This is a genomic window from Rivularia sp. PCC 7116 (assembly GCF_000316665.1).
Lineage (GTDB): Bacteria > Cyanobacteriota > Cyanobacteriia > Cyanobacteriales > Nostocaceae > Rivularia.
On record NC_019678.1, the window covers coordinates 233,432 to 250,863 of the forward strand.

Below are 17,432 nucleotides of genomic sequence, written 5' to 3' on the forward strand. Positions count from 1 at the left end.
TTCACCAAAGGGTGTGGATCATCAACTAACAACTAACAACTATCAACCATCAACCATCAACTAACAACTTTCACCGGTCGGGTGTGGATCATCAACTATCAATTATCAACTATCAAATTTTATGAGCGATTTTCTGCCAACTGGTATTCAGATAACTTATTTGGTTGCTGCGTCTTTGTTTATTCTGGGCTTAAAGAAGTTAGGTTCTCCTGCTACGGCGCGAAATGGTAATGTAATGGCTGCTGTGGGGATGTTGTTGGCAATTGTTGCAACTCTCTTAAATCAGCAGGTGTTGAATTATCAAATGATTCTGCTGGGTTTAGCAATTGGTTCCGCTATTGGTGCGATCGCTGCTTATACGGTGCAGATGACGCAAATGCCCCAAATGGTAGGTTTACTTAATGGTTTGGGGGGTTCTGCTTCTGCTTTAGTAGCAGTTGCTGAGTTTTGGCGGTTGCTCGACTCCAATCAGCCAATTGGTTTGGATGTAAATATTTCGATGCTGCTGGATGTGTTTATCGGCGGTATCACTTTTACAGGTAGTACCATTGCCTTTGCTAAGCTGCAAGGTATTCTCAAGGGTTCGCCGATTACTTATCCTTTGCAACAGCCTTTTAATATTTTACTGTTAGTTGGTTATGTAGTTGGCAGTGGATTTTTAATTGTAAATCCCTATAATCTACCCATATTTTTAGGAATAGTCGGCATTTCATTACTTTTAGGTGTATTATTCGTTATCCCTATCGGTGGTGGCGATATGCCGGTGGTAATTTCGCTGTTGAACTCGCTTTCTGGTTTGGCTGCTGCTGCTGCTGGTTTTGTGGTGATGAACAATATGTTAATCATCGCCGGTGCTTTGGTGGGAGCTAGTGGTTTGATACTTACACAAATTATGTGTAAGGCAATGAACCGCTCTTTGTTTAGCGTGCTATTCGGCGCTTTTGGTGGAGCTACTGGTGGTGGTGCTGCTGGTGGCGGTACAACCGAAGGAACAGTTCGCAGCGTCGATCCAGAAGAATGTGCGATGATGCTAGGTTATGCTCGCTCCGTGGTAATTGTTCCCGGTTACGGTATGGCTGTTGCTCAAGCACAGCATGGCGTTCGCGAATTGGCAGATCAATTGGAACGTATGGGTGTAGATGTAAAGTATGCGATTCACCCTGTAGCTGGAAGAATGCCCGGGCATATGAATGTATTGCTTGCTGAAGCCAACGTACCTTACGAGCAGCTTCAAGATATGGAAGATGTCAATCCCCAATTTGAACAAACTGATGTTGCTTTAATTATTGGGGCTAACGATGTGGTTAATCCAGCAGCAAAAAGCGATCAAAATAGTCCAATTTATGGAATGCCTATTTTAGAAGTGGATAGAGCAAAGCAAGCGATTGTAATCAAGCGCGGTATGAGCAAAGGTTTTGCTGGTGTTGATAATGGCTTATTCTATAAAGACAAAACTTCCATGCTTTTTGGTAGTGCTAAAGACATGGTAGGTAAGTTAGTGGCTGAAGTGAAGCAGTTGTAAAATTAAACCTCTGGTTTAAAACATTCTTAATTATTTAATAACCCGGTTTTTATCAACCGGGTTTCTTTGTATTAGTATTAATTTGAAACTTTATATATCAGATTACGATACACATTTAATTATATGGTCAATACCTAAATTTAATGAAATTTGTATTTACATTACATAAAGTTTATGGGGATATACAACTGATACGATAGAGTTAATTTATACTAGTTTATATCAGGACTGCTATATGTAGAAAAGATAACTAAGATTGTTGTCAACTTATCTTTTTTAGTACCCAAATGCATTCTAAAAATTAAATTACTTAAGTTGGTAAGTCAAAATTGTTTTCTTGACTTAGCTAACGGCTAGTTTATTTTCAGCAGCAATGTGTAAATTCAGATTCATACTCAGTATTTAGCTTTCAGGTTTAAGCAATTCTGTCCAAAAAAAGCTATCGATATCGCTAAAACGTTCTTTTGTAAAAAATGAAGAACGTAGTTTTCGTGTCTGAAATTTTCGGAGTTTAGTTTGTTGGAGCGTTACGAGTAATTATTACTTTTCAAAGTAAATCAAAATCATGTTGCAGAGGAAGTACGGAGAAATAGTTGATCGGCAAAAGTACGTAGAAGAACGGCTATTTGGAATTATAAATGATGAAGATAATTCTATTAATGCAGTGGTTCTTTACGGACAGTCAGGAATTGGAAAATCAAGTATTTCTAAGTCTTTACGCACAAAGATAACACAACATTTATCAAATAGCACAGTTGCTGTTCTCGGAGAAGAAAATCTTAATAATTGTGTAAGAGCGAATCCCGTAAATGCGATTTTACTTAAGTTGCGAAATAAATTGCTCAAAGATAATTCTGATTTGAGTTGCTTTGATATTGCTTACTTGTTGTATGGTGCTTTAGCGAACAATTCGACAGATGTGGATTTATCCACGAAAGTTATTCAAAAAAGCCAGGTTTTGCAAATCATTGAAATAGTCAAGAAAGGATTATACCAATTTCCTTTATTATTAGAAGCTACCAAATGTTTAGGTAATTATCAAAGTCAGCAGAAATGGCAGCCAGAATTTGATGGTAGTCAAATATATGCTGCCTTGAGTTGGTTTTTTATCCAGCAAAACCAAGAAATACGTCAATGGTGGAAGCTCAAAGGTAGTCAAAATTTACAAGAGTTGAAAGATTGTGCAAGCCTCAGCGATATTCTGAAATTACTACCTTTATTTCTAGGGCGAGATTTACAGGCACACTTTCAAAATACTCAGCAAAAAGCAGTAGTATTCATCGACAACTATGAATATTTAAATACTTACCAAGAAAATCACAACTGGTTGAAGGATATAATTCCACTAATTCCTTCTATATTGTGGGTAATTTTTGCAGAAAAAACGGTTGATGCAACAACTAATACCCAACATATTCCGATACCGAATTTGACTAATGCTGAATCGCAAGTAATCATCCAAAAACTCGGCGTTGAGAATGACGAGATTGCACAACAAATTATTCAAGCATCTGAAGGTATTCCTTTGTATTTGCACTTAGGAATAGAAACTTACCTTAATTTGACAAAGCAAAAAGCCGCACAAGTTAAAAATATTGCTAGTAATATTTCAGAAATTCTACCCAAACTAAGTGCAACTTGGGATTGGTATGAACGAAGAATCTGGCAGGTTTTATCTAACTGTCGTAGTTGGGATGAAGTGCTATTTGCAAAATTAATGAGTCAATTTGATATTGCTAGCTGTGATTGGATATGTGATTGTTGGGACAAACTGCTTCATAGAGTTGTCAAATCTCCTTTTGTAGAATCAAATCCAGAAGGATGGAGCCTACACCCAATTGTCGGAGAATATTTGCACAGAAATCAACCAGATAATTTACAGCAATCTGTTAATAATTGGTTGTTTGAATATAATCAAGCAGAATATCAACAATCTGAATTACAGCTTAGTGCCTTAATCAAGTTGCTTGAATACGGTTTAAAAAGTAGACAACAGCAGAAAGTTGTTAGCTGGTTTTTGGCAAAAGTTAAATTACAGCAGAAAGCAGGTAAACATGATTTCACTGTTTTTGCACTGAAAATTTTGCTTAGGTACCAAAACAATGCTTTGGCTTTTAGTCTACTAGGTGAATCTCTTTATGCTTTAGGAGATTATCAACAAGCTGTGACTGCGCTACAGACAGCACAAAAATTATGGGAAGCAGAAAAGCTTCAAGATAGTCTCGCATTTTCAAATGTACAATTGCAGCTTGCAGCTTGTTATGTAAAACTTCAATGCACTTCAGATGCTAATGATGCTGCAAAAAAGGCTTTAGCTATCCGCACCACTCAACTAAATCAAAATTCTCTCGAAATAGCAGAAGTCTTAAATCTTCAGGCTCTGATTGCTGTGATTGAGGGATTTCATGTTCGAGCATTAGAGCTTACTCAACAAGCTTTACAAATATTTGCATCCCACCAAAATGTTGAAATTAAACTTGCTCAAACAAAGTTTACACTTGGCTGGCTAAACGCGATCGCTAAAAATTATCATGCAGCGGAAAAGCTTTTTAAGCAGGTTTTGAACGATATAGCTGATGAAAATCATCCATTAGCCATTTATTGTCACGGAATGTTAGGCAATATTTACCAAAATATCGGTTATTTCGCATATCACCAAGCTTATGAAGAGTACAACAAAAGCTTAGAAATCGCCGAAATTAACTTTGGTTTGACACACCCTCGAACTCTACAGCTAATTGCTGCTATAATTAACTTCTCACGCATTCGTGGCGAATACGATACAGTAGACATTCTTACACAGCGCCGCCATGCCAACATGGAAATTAGTAATTTTGAAGAAAACCCTGCTGTTGCTGATAGGCTGAATAAAATAGGATGCTTACTTCTTCAACAAGGTAAGTATGCTTTTTCAGAACACTTATTACAACAAGCCTTACAAATTAATTGTAGGTATCTGAGCCAACAGCATCCCCAAACCGCTGAAACTTTCCACAACTTAGGATTAATTTACAAAAATCAAAAGCGCTACTACACCGCAGAAGTTTATTTTAAACAAGCGCTGCAAATCCGTTGTGCAACTTTCGGAAAAAAACATCCCATCACCGCTAATAGCATTAATAGTTTGGCAGCCTTGTACTGCTGTATGGAAAAATATCAGCAAGCAGAGCCTCTTCTACAACAAGCATTAGAAATCTGCTACAAAAACTTTGGAGAAATGCATCCCCACACTGCCACTACTCTTAATAATTTAGCGCAAATGTATCAATGTCTCGGACTTAGTAAAAAAGCCGAGCCTATTTTTCATCAAGCCTTAGATATTTGCCAACAAGTTTTAGGGGACAATCATGTCTACACGAAGATAGTGGAAAGCAACTTAAGTCGATTGCAAGAGAAAAATTGAAGAGAGAGGGAAAAGGGGGAGAAAATTTCTAAATTTCTTTGATGTTAGAAGATTATCTATGGAATTAGAGGGGGAAGAGGGGGAAGGCAGTATTTGTAGCGAAAGTATCTTGGTTGCTAATTGTTTAACTATTCCCAATGCCCAATGCCCTATTCCCAATCCCCAATCCCCAATCCCCAATCCCCAATTTTATATATAAATTTTAAAGACGTAGCAGTGCTACGTCTCTAGATTAGCTGTGGTGATTTTTTGGGAGATAGCGTCTTCAATATCTTCAATCTAAGATTATCGCTGCTTTGGAGAACTACGACGCATTTCGCGTTTTTCTTGCTCTAAAAGACGGCGATCGCGCCATTCCATTAGAGTTAGATAAATTACGCCACCCGTAACAGCTACGAGTAATACTAAGGCAGATAAAGCCAAAATGTTGAGAAATGGACCTTCCATATCGGATTCTATAGTCCGTTACGACCCCAAACTACCATTGCAATCGACCAAGTAAAAACTACTAATAGCGTAACCCAGCCTAAAGTCAAGATTGCCATAATACAACTTTTAAACTTCCTGTTTTAACAACTCTATAAATATCATACAATCATCAGTTACTAGTTGAAATGGGTATTGGGATATGGAATTGGGTATGGGGTATGGGGCATTGTGATGAAAGGAACTTTTAATCCGGACTTAATGGCGGAACGTTTAGAATCTTTCAAGGCTGGGATTGTATCTGCTTTATCGTTTTCTTTGGTATTTATTCTGGCTTCTATTTTTAATCAATTTTTATTGAAAGAGTATTTTAGACAATTTTATACTGACAGTGTAATTACCTTAAATTGGCACTTGTTGATAAGTGCTGGATTTGCCGGTTTCTCTGGCTTCTTATTTGGTGCTACCTATCGCTATATCATCCGCGAAGACAAAAACCCCCATTTGAAAGAAGGAAGCGTATTTGCTTTTGGATTGGCACGGGGTTTAGCTCAGGTAGATATGGGACTAAATTTTTCGGACTCAGTTTTTCCCTTAACTGTACTTGCCTCAGAAAGTATTACAGGATTTGCAATAGCAGCCTTTACTTTAGATTGGGCTATTAAGTTTGGTTGGGTTAAGCCTTTTGTGGGAAGTAGAGAGTAGCAAGTAGATAACTGATAACTGATAAATGTCCAGCTATTTTTTGATCGTAGATGTAGAAGCTACTTGCTGCAATGATGGCAGTATTCCCAAGGAGGAAATGGAAATTATTGAAATTGGTGCGGTAATGTTGAATCGTTCCACTTGGGCAATAGATTCGGAGTATCAGCAGTTTATTAAGCCTGTGAGACATCCTAAGTTAACTAGTTTTTGCACGGAATTAACTAGCATTACTCAAAAAAATCTCGAACCAGCACCAACTTTCCCAGAAGTAATTCCGCAGTTTAAAAAATGGATTGACTCCTATCCTAAAAATATCTTTTGTTCCTGGGGAAATTACGATAAAAACCAATTTATTTTAGACTGTAGTTTTCATCATTTACCTTACCCCTTCGGTACCGAACATCGAAATATTAAAAAGGAATTTTCTTTGTATTCTGACAATAAGAAAAAAAGGTTCGGGGTAATGCAAGCTTTGCAATATTTGGGCTTAGAATTCCAAGGTACTCACCATCGTGGTATTGATGATGCTCGGAATATTGCTGCGATTGTAAAATATATTAATCAGGATTAGGTTAAAGGTTAAAGATCAAAGGTCAAAGGTAGAATAGAATCATAACCAGCATTTTGCCCTCTCATTTATAAGGAGAGGGGTGCCCAAAGGGCGGGGTGAGGTACAAAATTTATTGCACTCAGGTTAAAGGTAGAATACAACAAACTTTCCCCTCTCATTTACAAGCAGAGGGGTGCCCAGAGGGCGGGGTGAGGTAAAAGTATTTAACTATATTATTTATACAAAACAACGAGGAATAATGTTATTTTGATTTCCGTAATAATCAACTATCTCATAACTTCGTAAAACAATTAACTCCATTAAGTTTGCCATATTTTTCTTAACTGTCAATTGTTCTGATGGAGTTATATAAGATATTTCGGCTAGTAATACTCCGGTAATATCTTCATGCCCGCCATCTTCATTAATTCCGGCATGAAGCAAGATGGGTTGATAAAAATCTCTGGGTAATTCTAAAGCTTGAGATTGCTTTTTAAAATACTCGTGGAATAATGGCTCATCTTGCTCAAATAGCATCAATGCTGTTTTGAAACTCAAAGGATGCTGTTTTGCAAACATTGCTAAAGATGAACAAATTGCAAAAGTACTTGGTAGCGGCTGCATCTTTTGAATTTCTTCGTCTGAGATTCCTACGCTCCTTAAAGATTTAGCAATTAAACGGTCGTGATGCAACTCTGAAGCAAAAAATTCTTGTAGCAGTTTATCAACGCTATTCGATTCATAATTTGCTAAAGCAGGAGCCAACAGTTTGGGACACAAATGAGTGACATGATAAGACTCTAAAGCATAGCCGATTAGCTGATTTTTAGTAATTGTGCCATCAGCCATTTTGCCAAAAAATGGAGAAGATGTAAATTGTAGTTTTAAGCGTTCTACAAATCGCCATAATTCTCGATAAAATTGACTTCCGCTCATACCAGCAGCAGGAACTTTCTTTTGAGTTTCAATTAATAAACTACGGTTATCAAAATTAGCAAGTAGTTCTGGTATTTCTTCTTGAATATCCGGACAAGCTTCACTTAACTGCTTTGGCGATAAACCCCCAATTTGTAAAAGTCTTAATAGTTTCGCTATAGCTTGATAATATTCTGGTGGTGAAGCAATAGAAAATGCCTGATTCGCATCACGAATTATAATTTCATCTTCTTTAAAGTCAAACAGAACCTGGCTTTTAAAAATTGGTTGCTGAAATACGATTTTAGTAAGTGTCATTTATTTAACCTGATGATGTATTTTTTATTTGTGATATTTGAATTATTTTTCTAAATATCTGAAACTCTACGTAATAAACTAGTACTCGATGAATAATAGTAAAAAATAGTGTTGTGATAATTGGTGTAAGTTTCTATAAAAAGATAAACTTGCCGCTGCAATCTTTGCTTTGTTTGTTCGTCAATATGAGATATTTGCTGAAATATTTTATGACTAATATTATCAAGCTTACTCTTTTGAAAATGATTGACTAAATTTTGAATAGATTCTATAAAGCTATAGTTTACTTTCAAACTTTCGCAAGCCTGAAGATAATAGGTAAAATTTGTCAGATTTTGATTTGCTAAAAATCCTAAAATACTAAAATAAAACAGCGTATCAAAACTTGCCCAATATGCCAAACTATTACACATTGCCGTTGTTTGCGGTAGTGGCATTGTATCTATTAAATCCTCATTGTCAATACCAATCGAATTAAGCGCCTCGATTAAAAATTTATCTTGACCATATTCTTGGCAATAAAGCTGATTTATTAATTGTCTAATTACAGTAGAACCTTGGAAACTTAGGCTAGAAGCATCTATATAGGCTTGATGAGCAAGTAAATGATAAGCTTCTATCGCGAAACCGTAAATAATGTTGATTGATAAATTAGATATATCTGGTGCGATCAATATCAGTTGATTTTGAGTTGACTTATTTTTTACTAATTCGTAACTTAAATTTTCCAACTCTAGCAAAACATCTAAACCTGAATTAATCTTAATATCATCAGCATCATCAAGCAGCTTTTTATCATCTAAATAACGCAGCAAAGTATTAATAGCTTCCGGATTGCTAGGAGAGAAAGTTTGCTGTAACTTAGTCAAACTATTTTTTCCATCCATCATAGTTAGAACTTTGTGTAATGCTTTTTCTGATTGACTATTAACTTGAAAAGCAAAATCTCGTCCTTGTTGAGAAAAAATAATTTGATTTTGATATTGATTAACAGATGCAGCTAGTTTTGGATATTGTGGTAAAGGTAACTTGTGTTGCTTACCTTCAAATTCTGGTAGTTTTGCATCTGTTACTGAAATATTGTCTAACATAGAATAGCTCCGAAATTAATGATTTTAAAATTTTGTATTTGTTTATTAAATGAGAAAAAACTTGTTTTTAGATATTAATATCCCCTCAACCCCCCTTAATAAGGGGGGCTTTTTGCAAGTTTTATAAAGAAAGACTTACAGAATTACCGGGGTTTGTGGATGAGGGAAATAAGGAAATTTGATGGGCTGTCTGGGATGAACTGGCTCTTTAGGATGAACTGGTAGTCTGGGATGAATCGGTTCTTTGGGAATATATACTGTTCTGTATGGTTTGTCGGGAAAGTAAGCAGTAGTAGTTACGTGTTCGGGCGCAACTCTAGTCAAGCCACCAACTACCTGCTCGATTTCACCATCTTGCAATTCGTTCAGAAATGTCTCTGAATCGTTAAATAATTCTGCACCGTCTAATTTGACATCGTTGATTTGAAGTTTAGCCATTTTTAAATAGGTCTCCTGGGAATTGTTTTGTCACTTAAGAGTAATGAGGAGAAATTGATATTCCAGATATTAATATCACCCAATCCCCCTTACAAAAGGGGGATTAGTGTAAGTTTTGTTCAGAAAACCTACAGAATTACCGGAGTATATGGGTGAGGAAAATGAGGAAATTTAATTGGCTTTCTGGGGTGAACTGGTTTTATCGGATGAACCGGTCTTCCAGGGTGAACTGGAGGTCTTCCGGGGTGAATTGGCTCATCAGGATAGTGGACAGTATATACTGCGAGTCTATCCTTTGCGACAAGAGTCTTACCACCAACTACCTGCTCGATTTCACCATCTTGCAATTCATTCAGAAAAGTTTCCGAATCGTTAAATAATTCTGCACCGTCTAAGTTGACATCCTTGATTTGAATTTTAGCCATTTGCAAATGTCTCCTGGGAATTTTTATTTATGAAGGAAAATCGCAATTGTATATTTTGCTTAATGTTTTGACACTGCAAACTTGTAGGTGCTTTGAAACTTTTCCCAAGTCATAAATTGAGACAGGTTTCAATGCAACTAAGAAGCCGTTGAGCAATGAATCTTAAGAAAAGCGCAAATTGCGATTATGCAAGTAATAACATGGACGAATGCATAGCACTCTGAAGGGAAGGTTGCAGTTAGAGGCAACTACAGTATCACTGGTTCGTAGGGTATTTTAATTACTCCAGGATGCTTTGGTAGTTTTGGAAGATTTGGCTCTGGAAAATCAATTGGTTTAATCGGATGAAGTCGCTTGGGAAAATCAAATTTTTTGTTTTTGTAAAATTCGTAGTCGTCTAGAGAAATTGTTTTACCACCGATTACCTGCTCCATTTCACCATTTTCTAATTCATTGAGAAATGTTTCTGCATCGTTAAGCAGTTCGGTGTCGCCTAATTTGACATCGTTGATTTGAATTTTAGCCATTTTAAACACGTTTCCTGGGATTTTTTGTTTCTGTAGAAAAATAGCAATTACAAAATTTTTTGCACAAATCAGCCTTAAACAGCCATTACGTTGAAGATACGCCCAAAAGCATCCGTAAATAGCGATAACATCTTAGCGTTCTCTACAGTTATTTTGTTTTGGCACATCATGGGAGAATCAAAGCTCTACCATTCATCGCAATGACAGTAATCAATCTGTATATGCAGTAATTGCAAAATTCCTTATACTAAACTTCTTATATTTTGTGTTTGAAATCAAGCAGGTATTAGAAATTGTAATCAGTTTTTTATTTTTAGAATGACTCCGTTTAAATGACATAAACCCATCTAAACTCAATGTTTAGCCTTTTAAAGCTATAAAACCTGAGAAAATAGCTGATTAAATAAATAAATATATTCTGACAGAACTCATTCCAAATTGGGTTAGTTTCTTACCATCTGACTGAAGTGTCAATCATTTTTTTAAACCTAATTACCAATTCCCAATGACCTATTATCTATTATGTATTAATATTTGCATTTGTGACTTATATAATTTACAGATTTTTACTTATTTGGCAACAATCTTCACCTCATGTATAAATTATGAGGTGAAGATTTTTATTCAAAAGTAGATTAGAGGATTACCGGACAAGGATAGTAGAAATCTTTAATTGGGTAAAACGGCTTTTGATCGCAAATTGGTTTCGGGTACCAACAGATTGGCTTAATTGGCTTAATCGGGTAACAAATTGGCTTATGAGGAATGTAAACAGTAGTTGTTACATCAGCATCACCACTTACTTCTAATTTAATGTTAATTGAAGCCTCACTAGAAGATTCTTCACTTAAACTTAAACTGAAGCCACCAACTATTTGGTCTGTTTCATCATCTTTTAATTCGCTCAAAAAAGTTTCTGAATCATTAAATAGTTCGCTGCCATCAAGCTTTATATCATTAATTTGAAATTTCGACATTTGGAAACTCCTTTTAATTTTCTGTATTTAGAGAAAAATCTTAATTACGAACGTTTATGTAACTTTTTCTATGTAAATTCTCATTAACTGATTTACCCACTACGCAACTATAGCAAGTGGAAAATTGCAGAACATATCTTAACCGCAGTCTTGATATTATCAACTGGGTGAGTTATTTATTTATGACAAGCCAGTGTTATTCATGCAAAGCATAAACAGCAATGAATCAAGAAAGTTGCATTTGGTGTAATTAAATTATTTCTATTTTAGAAATATCCTATATTTCTTAGTAAAAATCAAGCGGGTATTAGGAATTGTAATATTACTTGTAATATCTCGTCGTTTCAATTCTCAAAGTATACAATTGGCAAATCAAATCTTATTATCTTAATTACAAAGCTTCAAAGCATCTTCATAAAAAGATGTGTTACCTTAAAAAAAGTGCTTTAAAAATGGATAAATATCTAAACGTTTAATTGAGTATAGATATCCTCAGAATCGGCATTAAGATAACTGCCCTGCAAATCTATTTCGTTAATTGAAAAGTGATTGAGAATAGACTGGATTCGTTCTGAAGGTGAATTATCTCCCCGATACCAAGCATCTAATAATCCATTGGCAATAACTTGACAGCGATTCATGCCAAAGCTTTCAGAAGAGTTAAACTTGTTATTTGATTCCTCTGCTAATGCTAAACCTGGAGCTAAATATTTAGCAAACAGTGGAATCTCTGCTTTGAAATAAGATTTATTTTCTTGATATACAATCTGTAATACTTTTCTAACTGCTTGAAAATCTCTTTTATCAAAATATAAAACACCGCAATCGTACCGCTCGTATTCTTTGGGGTTGTATAAGACTTTAAAATAACCAGGAATATCTAATTCATTAAAATGCTTTGTTAAGCTAGCCATGACTGTCACAGCACCTTCAACAGTAAAATGAAAGTAAACTCGCACTATTGCAGGCTGTTGTTCTGAAGTCTCATAATAATATAATCCTATGTTGCTTACAGCTACATAAAAACCGTTTTGGACTAAATTTTTCGGCATTTTTACAGCAACACAATCCCCTACAACAGCAGCTTGATGTTCGGTTTGGAGATGTTGTTCACGTTGAATATGTAGCCTTAAGTCCTTTTTCTTGACAGCTAAACTACCGTCAACTTCTTCTTTCAGAATATGCCAGCCAGGTTCAAAGTAGCCTTTGCCAAGGTTACTTTTATGTAATCTTTCGTAGAATTCTAAATCAACTCCAAGAAAAGTGCTATTTTTAAACTTTGCTGATGTACGATCTTCTTCGCTATCTAATTTCAAGTAACTTTGCATAGAACCATTGTAATAAATGCCATAGAGAAAATTTCGCAGTCGCAAACCAAGATACTTTTGCTGTATATTTTCTGGCATTTTCTGGAAATGTAAAACTGCATCATCTGAAATTGTGTAAGGCTGATAACTTGGATGACGAATAGAAAAATCAGAGTTAATTTGAAGTCTATAAACAATATCTTTGAGAACATTTACAATTCTCTTAGTTGATTCGTTAGTAGTTTTAATTAATAGAGAGTCAAGGAAATCCATGCGGGGCACCAGTGAATATAGAAAAGTGTCAGCCAAAAGTATCCTTTAGCTACAGCGATGTACAAATAGTAATTACCAATCTTCTTAAAGAAGCATGAAAATTTGCTTAAACTAATTCCGAGGCATTAGTACCAAAAATGGTGGGTATTGAATGTTGCGGACGACATATTAAAGACTTCGCGACTTGCAGCATTGCAATTCCTGTATTGTCAAATATTTTTTGAAACTGAATTGTTGCATAAATTTGTTGAATTAAAATAAATCCTGCGAATTGTACCGTCCGTTCTAAAAAATTTGGGCGATATTTTAAAATCATAGGAAACATTTTGAAATAAGATTTTTGTAAAGCTGCCATCGAAGGTTGCAGTTTTTCTAAAGGTATAACTGCCGAGCGTAAAGATTCCTCAATAGTCATTGATTGACAAACTACCAAACTATTAAGCCATATCTGTAAATAATTACCGATAAGAGTTCCTAAATCAAAGGCTGGATCTCCCCAACTAAAACGTTCCCAATCGATTATTCGTAGCATGTTTTCATCGGATTGCTGCCAATCTTGATTTAAGAGAATGTTATTAAATTTGAAATCGTTATGGGTAAAACAACTGGGTTGGAAAGCATCACCTAATTCAGCTATCGCTTTTTCCAAGCTTGCGTATTTCTGATAAAGGGAAAAGAATTTCAATGCTTGTGCGGGTACTTCACCAAAAATCTCTGGTTCGATTCGTTGCCAAGTTTGAATCAAAAGAGGCACTTGATGAGTTGTTTGATATTCAGTCGTAGTTATTAAAAACTCTTGATAGCTTTGGCAATCGTAGCTATCCCTGTGAAAAGCTGCGAGTATTTCACCTATTCGAGTAGCAATTTCTATAGGAAATCTATTTAGCTGAGTATAAAAATCATACAAGTCTACGTAACTATCTAAATATCGCAAGATAATTATATGATTTTCCCGATCGAACCATAACAAATCTGCAATCAAATTATTTAAATTATTTAGCTGAGGAAATTGACGGATAACTTCTTGAATTTGCCATTCCCTTAGAAAATCACCATTTACCTTACCTTCCCTATCGCGTATTTCTTGCTTAACTAAAAGCCTCGTATCATTCTCGCAGGTAATTAAAAGATTAAAGTTTTTGGCTGGTATCTGTTCAATCGTACTTATAACTTCTTTAGAATCATCTAATACATTAGACTTGATTAAATAATCAGATATATTCTCAGAGCTTAGTAGAAACACCATGTAGAAACACCATAAAATTTTACAAACACGGTTTGATTAATACCACTATTGACGGATTAATAAATTAGCCAACAGCAAATAAAAGAAATAAAGTTCTAATTCTTTTACACCACAATTGCAACCCTGAATTAATTATCAACTAACAGCTAACAACTAACAACTAGCAACTAGCAACTAATTACTTTATATGTATTGGTACAAAGGCAAATTAATCGAATCCGAAACTATTCAATTACCAATTAACGAACCGGGATTGTTATTTGGAGCAACAATTTTTACAACTTTAAGAGTATATGAAAATTGCCTTGATAGCCCTTTAACTAATTGGCAAGCTCATCATCAACGTCTTGTATCTTCCGTAGAAACCCTAGACTTTCAACAACCATCGTGGCAAAATATTCGCCGTGGTGCCGAACTTCTGATAAATAATCATTATCCAATTCTTAGAATTACCCTGTTTGCCGACGGCAGCGAATGGATAATTGGTAGGTTAATACCAAAAGATTTGCCAAAAAATCAAAAGTATGGTGTAAACGTAGCTATTGCTGACGCAGAACAATATCGCAGTTTACCTTTTCATAAAACGGGAAACTACTTAGCCCCGTGGTTAGCCAAAAGAAATGCTTTGAAACAAAATATTCAAGAAGCGATTTTAACTGATGCTGCGGGAAATTGGCTAGAAACTACTACCGGTAATCTTTGGGGATGGCATGATGGGTGTTGGTTTACTCCACCGTTGAGTACGGGAATCTTACCCGGAATTATGAGAGAACAATTAATAAATTGGCTGCGAACTTATCAATATCCAGTTAAAGAAGAACCCTTTACTTCACAACTAGTTCAGAGATTTACAGCCCTAGCCTACACCAACTCTGTAGTGGAAATACTACCAATACAACAAGTCATGCACTCAATGGTAAAGCTACAATATGATCCCAGGCACTATAGTCTTAAGGAATTACGAAGATATTTACTAGCATGATGTGTACGCATTCTGGTATACGTTAAGATAAGTTAACATAATTCTTAAAATTTCCATCTCTCTTAGAGACGCGATACGAAAAGTAAACGAGAAAACGAGGAACAGTAAGTGAATAATAAAAGATGGAGAAATGCGGGGCTGTACGCGCTGCTTTTTATTGTTGTTATCGCTTTAGGAACAGCGTTTTTTGACAACAATCAAGCCCAGAATCGGGAAACATGGCGTTACAGTGAGTTTATCCAAGCAGTTGAAAAAGGCAAAGTAGAAAAAGTTAGTTTGAGCTCTGATAGGTCTACTGCTTTGGTAACACCGAAATTTGAGCCAAGTAAAAGAGTTGTTACTTTGGTAAATGACTCGGATTTAATTAATACTCTTACTAAAAACAACGTTGATATTTCTGTATTGCCTCAAACCGATGAAGGTTTTTGGTTTAAGGCGCTTAGCAGCCTATTTTTCCCCGTATTGCTTTTAGTTGGTTTGTTCTTTTTACTACGACGCGCTCAAAGCGGTCCTGGTAGTCAAGCCATGAACTTTGGTAAGTCAAAAGCCAGAGTGCAAATGGAACCACAAACCCAAGTGACCTTCGGTGATGTTGCTGGTATTGACCAAGCCAAGCTGGAGTTAAATGAAGTAGTAGATTTTCTTAAAAACGCCGATCGCTTTACTGCTGTTGGTGCAAAAATTCCTAAAGGTGTACTTTTAGTTGGACCTCCTGGAACGGGTAAAACTTTGTTAGCTCGTGCGGTAGCTGGTGAAGCTGGGGTTCCTTTCTTCTCCATCTCCGGTTCTGAATTTGTAGAAATGTTTGTCGGTGTGGGTGCTTCCCGCGTTCGCGATTTGTTCGAGCAAGCTAAAGCCAATGCTCCCTGTATCGTATTTATCGATGAAATTGACGCGGTAGGTCGTCAACGGGGTGCTGGTTTAGGTGGTGGTAACGATGAAAGGGAACAAACCCTCAACCAGTTGCTGACCGAAATGGATGGTTTTGAAGGTAACACCGGAATCATCATTATTGCTGCTACAAACCGTCCTGACGTACTCGATGCAGCATTATTACGTCCCGGACGTTTTGACCGTCAAGTAGTTGTTGACCGCCCAGATTACGCTGGTAGAGTTGAAATTCTTAAAGTTCACGCTCGCGGCAAGACTTTAGGAAAAGACGTAGATTTAGACAGAATTGCTCGTCGTACTCCTGGTTTCACTGGTGCGGATTTATCCAACTTGCTCAACGAAGCCGCAATTTTAGCAGCACGTCGCAACTTAACAGAAATTTCGATGGACGAAATCAACGATGCCATCGACCGCGTATTAGCTGGTCCCGAGAAGAAAGACCGGGTAATGAGCGAAAAACGCAAAGAGTTGGTAGCATACCACGAAGCCGGTCACGCTTTAGTTGGTGCTTTGATGCCTGACTACGATCCTGTACAAAAAATCAGCATTATTCCTCGCGGACGTGCGGGTGGTTTAACTTGGTTTACTCCTAGCGAAGACCGTATGGACAGCGGTTTATACAGTCGTGCTTATCTGGAAAACCAGATGGCTGTTGCTTTAGGTGGACGTATTGCAGAAGAATTAATCTATGGCGAAGAAGAAGTTACCACAGGTGCTTCCAACGACTTACAGCAGGTTGCTAACGTAGCTCGTCAAATGGTAACTCGCTTCGGTATGAGCGATAATCTTGGCCCTGTTGCACTCGGTCGCCAGCAAGGTAACATGTTCCTCGGTCGCGATATCATGTCAGAGCGCGACTTTTCCGAAGAAACCGCAGCTACCATTGATATGGAAGTCCGCGACTTAGTTGACGTTGCTTATAACCGTGCAAAGCACGTATTACAAGAAAACCGTCAAATTCTTGATAAATTAGCAGAAATGTTAATTGATAAAGAAACTGTAGACGCTGAAGAGTTACAAAGTTTGTTAGCAAGTAATGATGTTAAGACAGCAGCGTTTGCTTAAGTCATTTAATAATTAGGAGTTAGGAATTCAGAGTTAATTCGGAGTTTCTAACTAATATAAAGCGAGGTAATTCTAGTATGTTTTAGAATTACCTCGCTTTTTTATGTATTCAAGCGTATTAATAATTGAATAGTTACAGGACTTACCTAAGCGTCATAATATAGCGGTTTTCACTTCAGTGCAATCTGCTGTATGACCTCACCCCGCCCTCCGGGCACCCCTCTCCTTAACAAGGAGAGGGGATGGGGTGGTACTCAACTGAAATTCGGTATAATTGCTTGCTGCCGTACAAACACCCTACAAGAAAAACGTGCCAGTTGGGTAAGTCCTTGATGAAAATATCACCCCCAAGGGTACTTTATTCGATCGGG

The 17,432-nt window shown here is 36.6% G+C and carries 16 protein-coding genes; 6 read left to right on the forward strand and 10 right to left on the reverse strand.

From position 1 onward, the window contains the following. Positions 1–121 precede the first annotated feature (121 nt). A complete protein-coding gene (locus RIV7116_RS00905) occupies positions 122–1,522 on the forward strand; it encodes an NAD(P)(+) transhydrogenase (Re/Si-specific) subunit beta (protein ID WP_015116372.1) in 1,401 nt (466 codons plus the stop codon). 565 nt (positions 1,523–2,087) lie between these two features. Then, on the forward strand, positions 2,088–4,925 hold the full coding sequence (locus RIV7116_RS00910) for a tetratricopeptide repeat protein (protein WP_015116373.1): 2,838 nt from the start codon (positions 2,088–2,090) through the stop codon (positions 4,923–4,925). 285 nt (positions 4,926–5,210) lie between these two features. Here the strand turns inward: RIV7116_RS00910 and RIV7116_RS36255 are convergent, their stop codons facing one another. Continuing rightward, positions 5,211–5,372, reverse strand: coding sequence for a hypothetical protein (locus RIV7116_RS36255; RefSeq protein ID WP_015116375.1), 162 nt, complete (start codon positions 5,370–5,372; stop codon positions 5,211–5,213). 8 nt (positions 5,373–5,380) lie between these two features. Further along, complete coding sequence (gene petN / locus RIV7116_RS00915; protein ID WP_015116376.1) at positions 5,381–5,470, reverse strand: cytochrome b6-f complex subunit PetN; 90 nt, start codon at positions 5,468–5,470, stop codon at positions 5,381–5,383. A 115-nt stretch (positions 5,471–5,585) separates the two neighbouring features. On the opposite strand from petN, the gene RIV7116_RS00920 reads away from it, so the two are divergent. Together RIV7116_RS00920 and RIV7116_RS00925 are read left to right on the forward strand one after the other, a co-directional pair. After that, the gene (locus RIV7116_RS00920; protein WP_015116377.1) at positions 5,586–6,056 is read left to right on the forward strand and encodes a hypothetical protein; all 471 of its coding nucleotides are present in this window, start codon (positions 5,586–5,588) and stop codon (positions 6,054–6,056) included. 25 nt (positions 6,057–6,081) lie between these two features. Beyond that, a complete protein-coding gene (locus RIV7116_RS00925) occupies positions 6,082–6,627 on the forward strand; it encodes a 3'-5' exonuclease (RefSeq protein ID WP_015116378.1) in 546 nt (181 codons plus the stop codon). A gap of 216 nt (positions 6,628–6,843) precedes the next feature. Here the strand turns inward: RIV7116_RS00925 and RIV7116_RS00930 are convergent, their stop codons facing one another. From RIV7116_RS00930 to RIV7116_RS00965, 8 genes are all read right to left on the reverse strand, one after another. Next, positions 6,844–7,839, reverse strand: a complete 996-nt coding sequence (locus tag RIV7116_RS00930) for an iron-containing redox enzyme family protein (protein WP_015116379.1) — start codon at positions 7,837–7,839, stop codon at positions 6,844–6,846. Between the two features lie 50 nt (positions 7,840–7,889). After that, positions 7,890–8,930 carry a hypothetical protein gene (locus RIV7116_RS00935; RefSeq protein WP_015116380.1) on the reverse strand — a complete coding sequence of 347 codons (1,041 nt, stop codon included), beginning with the start codon at positions 8,928–8,930 and terminating at the stop codon, positions 7,890–7,892. A 135-nt stretch (positions 8,931–9,065) separates the two neighbouring features. Then, on the reverse strand, positions 9,066–9,368 hold the full coding sequence (locus RIV7116_RS00940; protein WP_015116381.1) for a hypothetical protein: 303 nt from the start codon (positions 9,366–9,368) through the stop codon (positions 9,066–9,068). A 128-nt stretch (positions 9,369–9,496) separates the two neighbouring features. Continuing rightward, a complete protein-coding gene (locus RIV7116_RS00945) occupies positions 9,497–9,793 on the reverse strand; it encodes a hypothetical protein (protein ID WP_015116382.1) in 297 nt (98 codons plus the stop codon). A 248-nt stretch (positions 9,794–10,041) separates the two neighbouring features. Beyond that, complete coding sequence (locus tag RIV7116_RS00950) at positions 10,042–10,320, reverse strand: hypothetical protein (protein WP_015116383.1); 279 nt, start codon at positions 10,318–10,320, stop codon at positions 10,042–10,044. Positions 10,321–10,955: 635 nt separating this feature from the next. After that, positions 10,956–11,297 (reverse strand): hypothetical protein, encoded by a 342-nt coding sequence (locus tag RIV7116_RS00955; protein ID WP_015116384.1) that lies wholly within the window; start codon positions 11,295–11,297, stop codon positions 10,956–10,958. 464 nt (positions 11,298–11,761) lie between these two features. Further along, the gene (locus RIV7116_RS00960; RefSeq protein WP_044290702.1) at positions 11,762–12,877 is read right to left on the reverse strand and encodes a T3SS effector HopA1 family protein; all 1,116 of its coding nucleotides are present in this window, start codon (positions 12,875–12,877) and stop codon (positions 11,762–11,764) included. Positions 12,878–12,983: 106 nt separating this feature from the next. Then, complete coding sequence (locus tag RIV7116_RS00965) at positions 12,984–14,123, reverse strand: aminoglycoside phosphotransferase family protein (RefSeq protein ID WP_015116386.1); 1,140 nt, start codon at positions 14,121–14,123, stop codon at positions 12,984–12,986. Positions 14,124–14,310: 187 nt separating this feature from the next. Between RIV7116_RS00965 and RIV7116_RS00970 the strand changes: the two genes are divergently transcribed. Further along, a complete protein-coding gene (locus RIV7116_RS00970) occupies positions 14,311–15,105 on the forward strand; it encodes an aminotransferase class IV (RefSeq protein WP_015116387.1) in 795 nt (264 codons plus the stop codon). A gap of 108 nt (positions 15,106–15,213) precedes the next feature. Then, entirely contained in the window at positions 15,214–17,061 is a 1,848-nt protein-coding gene (gene ftsH3 / locus RIV7116_RS00975; RefSeq protein WP_015116388.1) for an ATP-dependent zinc metalloprotease FtsH3, read from the forward strand. Positions 17,062–17,432 lie beyond the last annotated feature (371 nt).

Bases quoted from the DNA above. Each gene is read 5' to 3' on its own strand.
- RIV7116_RS00905 (WP_015116372.1), top strand. From the start codon at position 122: ATGAGCGATTTTCTGCCAACTGGTATTCAGATAACTTATTTGGTTGCT.
- RIV7116_RS00910 (WP_015116373.1), top strand. From the start codon at position 2,088: ATGTTGCAGAGGAAGTACGGAGAAATAGTTGATCGGCAAAAGTACGTA.
- RIV7116_RS36255 (WP_015116375.1), bottom strand. From the start codon at position 5,372: ATGGAAGGTCCATTTCTCAACATTTTGGCTTTATCTGCCTTAGTATTA.
- petN (WP_015116376.1), bottom strand. From the start codon at position 5,470: ATGGCAATCTTGACTTTAGGCTGGGTTACGCTATTAGTAGTTTTTACT.
- RIV7116_RS00920 (WP_015116377.1), top strand. From the start codon at position 5,586: ATGAAAGGAACTTTTAATCCGGACTTAATGGCGGAACGTTTAGAATCT.
- RIV7116_RS00925 (WP_015116378.1), top strand. From the start codon at position 6,082: ATGTCCAGCTATTTTTTGATCGTAGATGTAGAAGCTACTTGCTGCAAT.
- RIV7116_RS00930 (WP_015116379.1), bottom strand. From the start codon at position 7,839: ATGACACTTACTAAAATCGTATTTCAGCAACCAATTTTTAAAAGCCAG.
- RIV7116_RS00935 (WP_015116380.1), bottom strand. From the start codon at position 8,930: ATGTTAGACAATATTTCAGTAACAGATGCAAAACTACCAGAATTTGAA.
- RIV7116_RS00940 (WP_015116381.1), bottom strand. From the start codon at position 9,368: ATGGCTAAACTTCAAATCAACGATGTCAAATTAGACGGTGCAGAATTA.
- RIV7116_RS00945 (WP_015116382.1), bottom strand. From the start codon at position 9,793: ATGGCTAAAATTCAAATCAAGGATGTCAACTTAGACGGTGCAGAATTA.
- RIV7116_RS00950 (WP_015116383.1), bottom strand. From the start codon at position 10,320: ATGGCTAAAATTCAAATCAACGATGTCAAATTAGGCGACACCGAACTG.
- RIV7116_RS00955 (WP_015116384.1), bottom strand. From the start codon at position 11,297: ATGTCGAAATTTCAAATTAATGATATAAAGCTTGATGGCAGCGAACTA.
- RIV7116_RS00960 (WP_044290702.1), bottom strand. From the start codon at position 12,877: ATGGATTTCCTTGACTCTCTATTAATTAAAACTACTAACGAATCAACT.
- RIV7116_RS00965 (WP_015116386.1), bottom strand. From the start codon at position 14,123: ATGGTGTTTCTACTAAGCTCTGAGAATATATCTGATTATTTAATCAAG.
- RIV7116_RS00970 (WP_015116387.1), top strand. From the start codon at position 14,311: ATGTATTGGTACAAAGGCAAATTAATCGAATCCGAAACTATTCAATTA.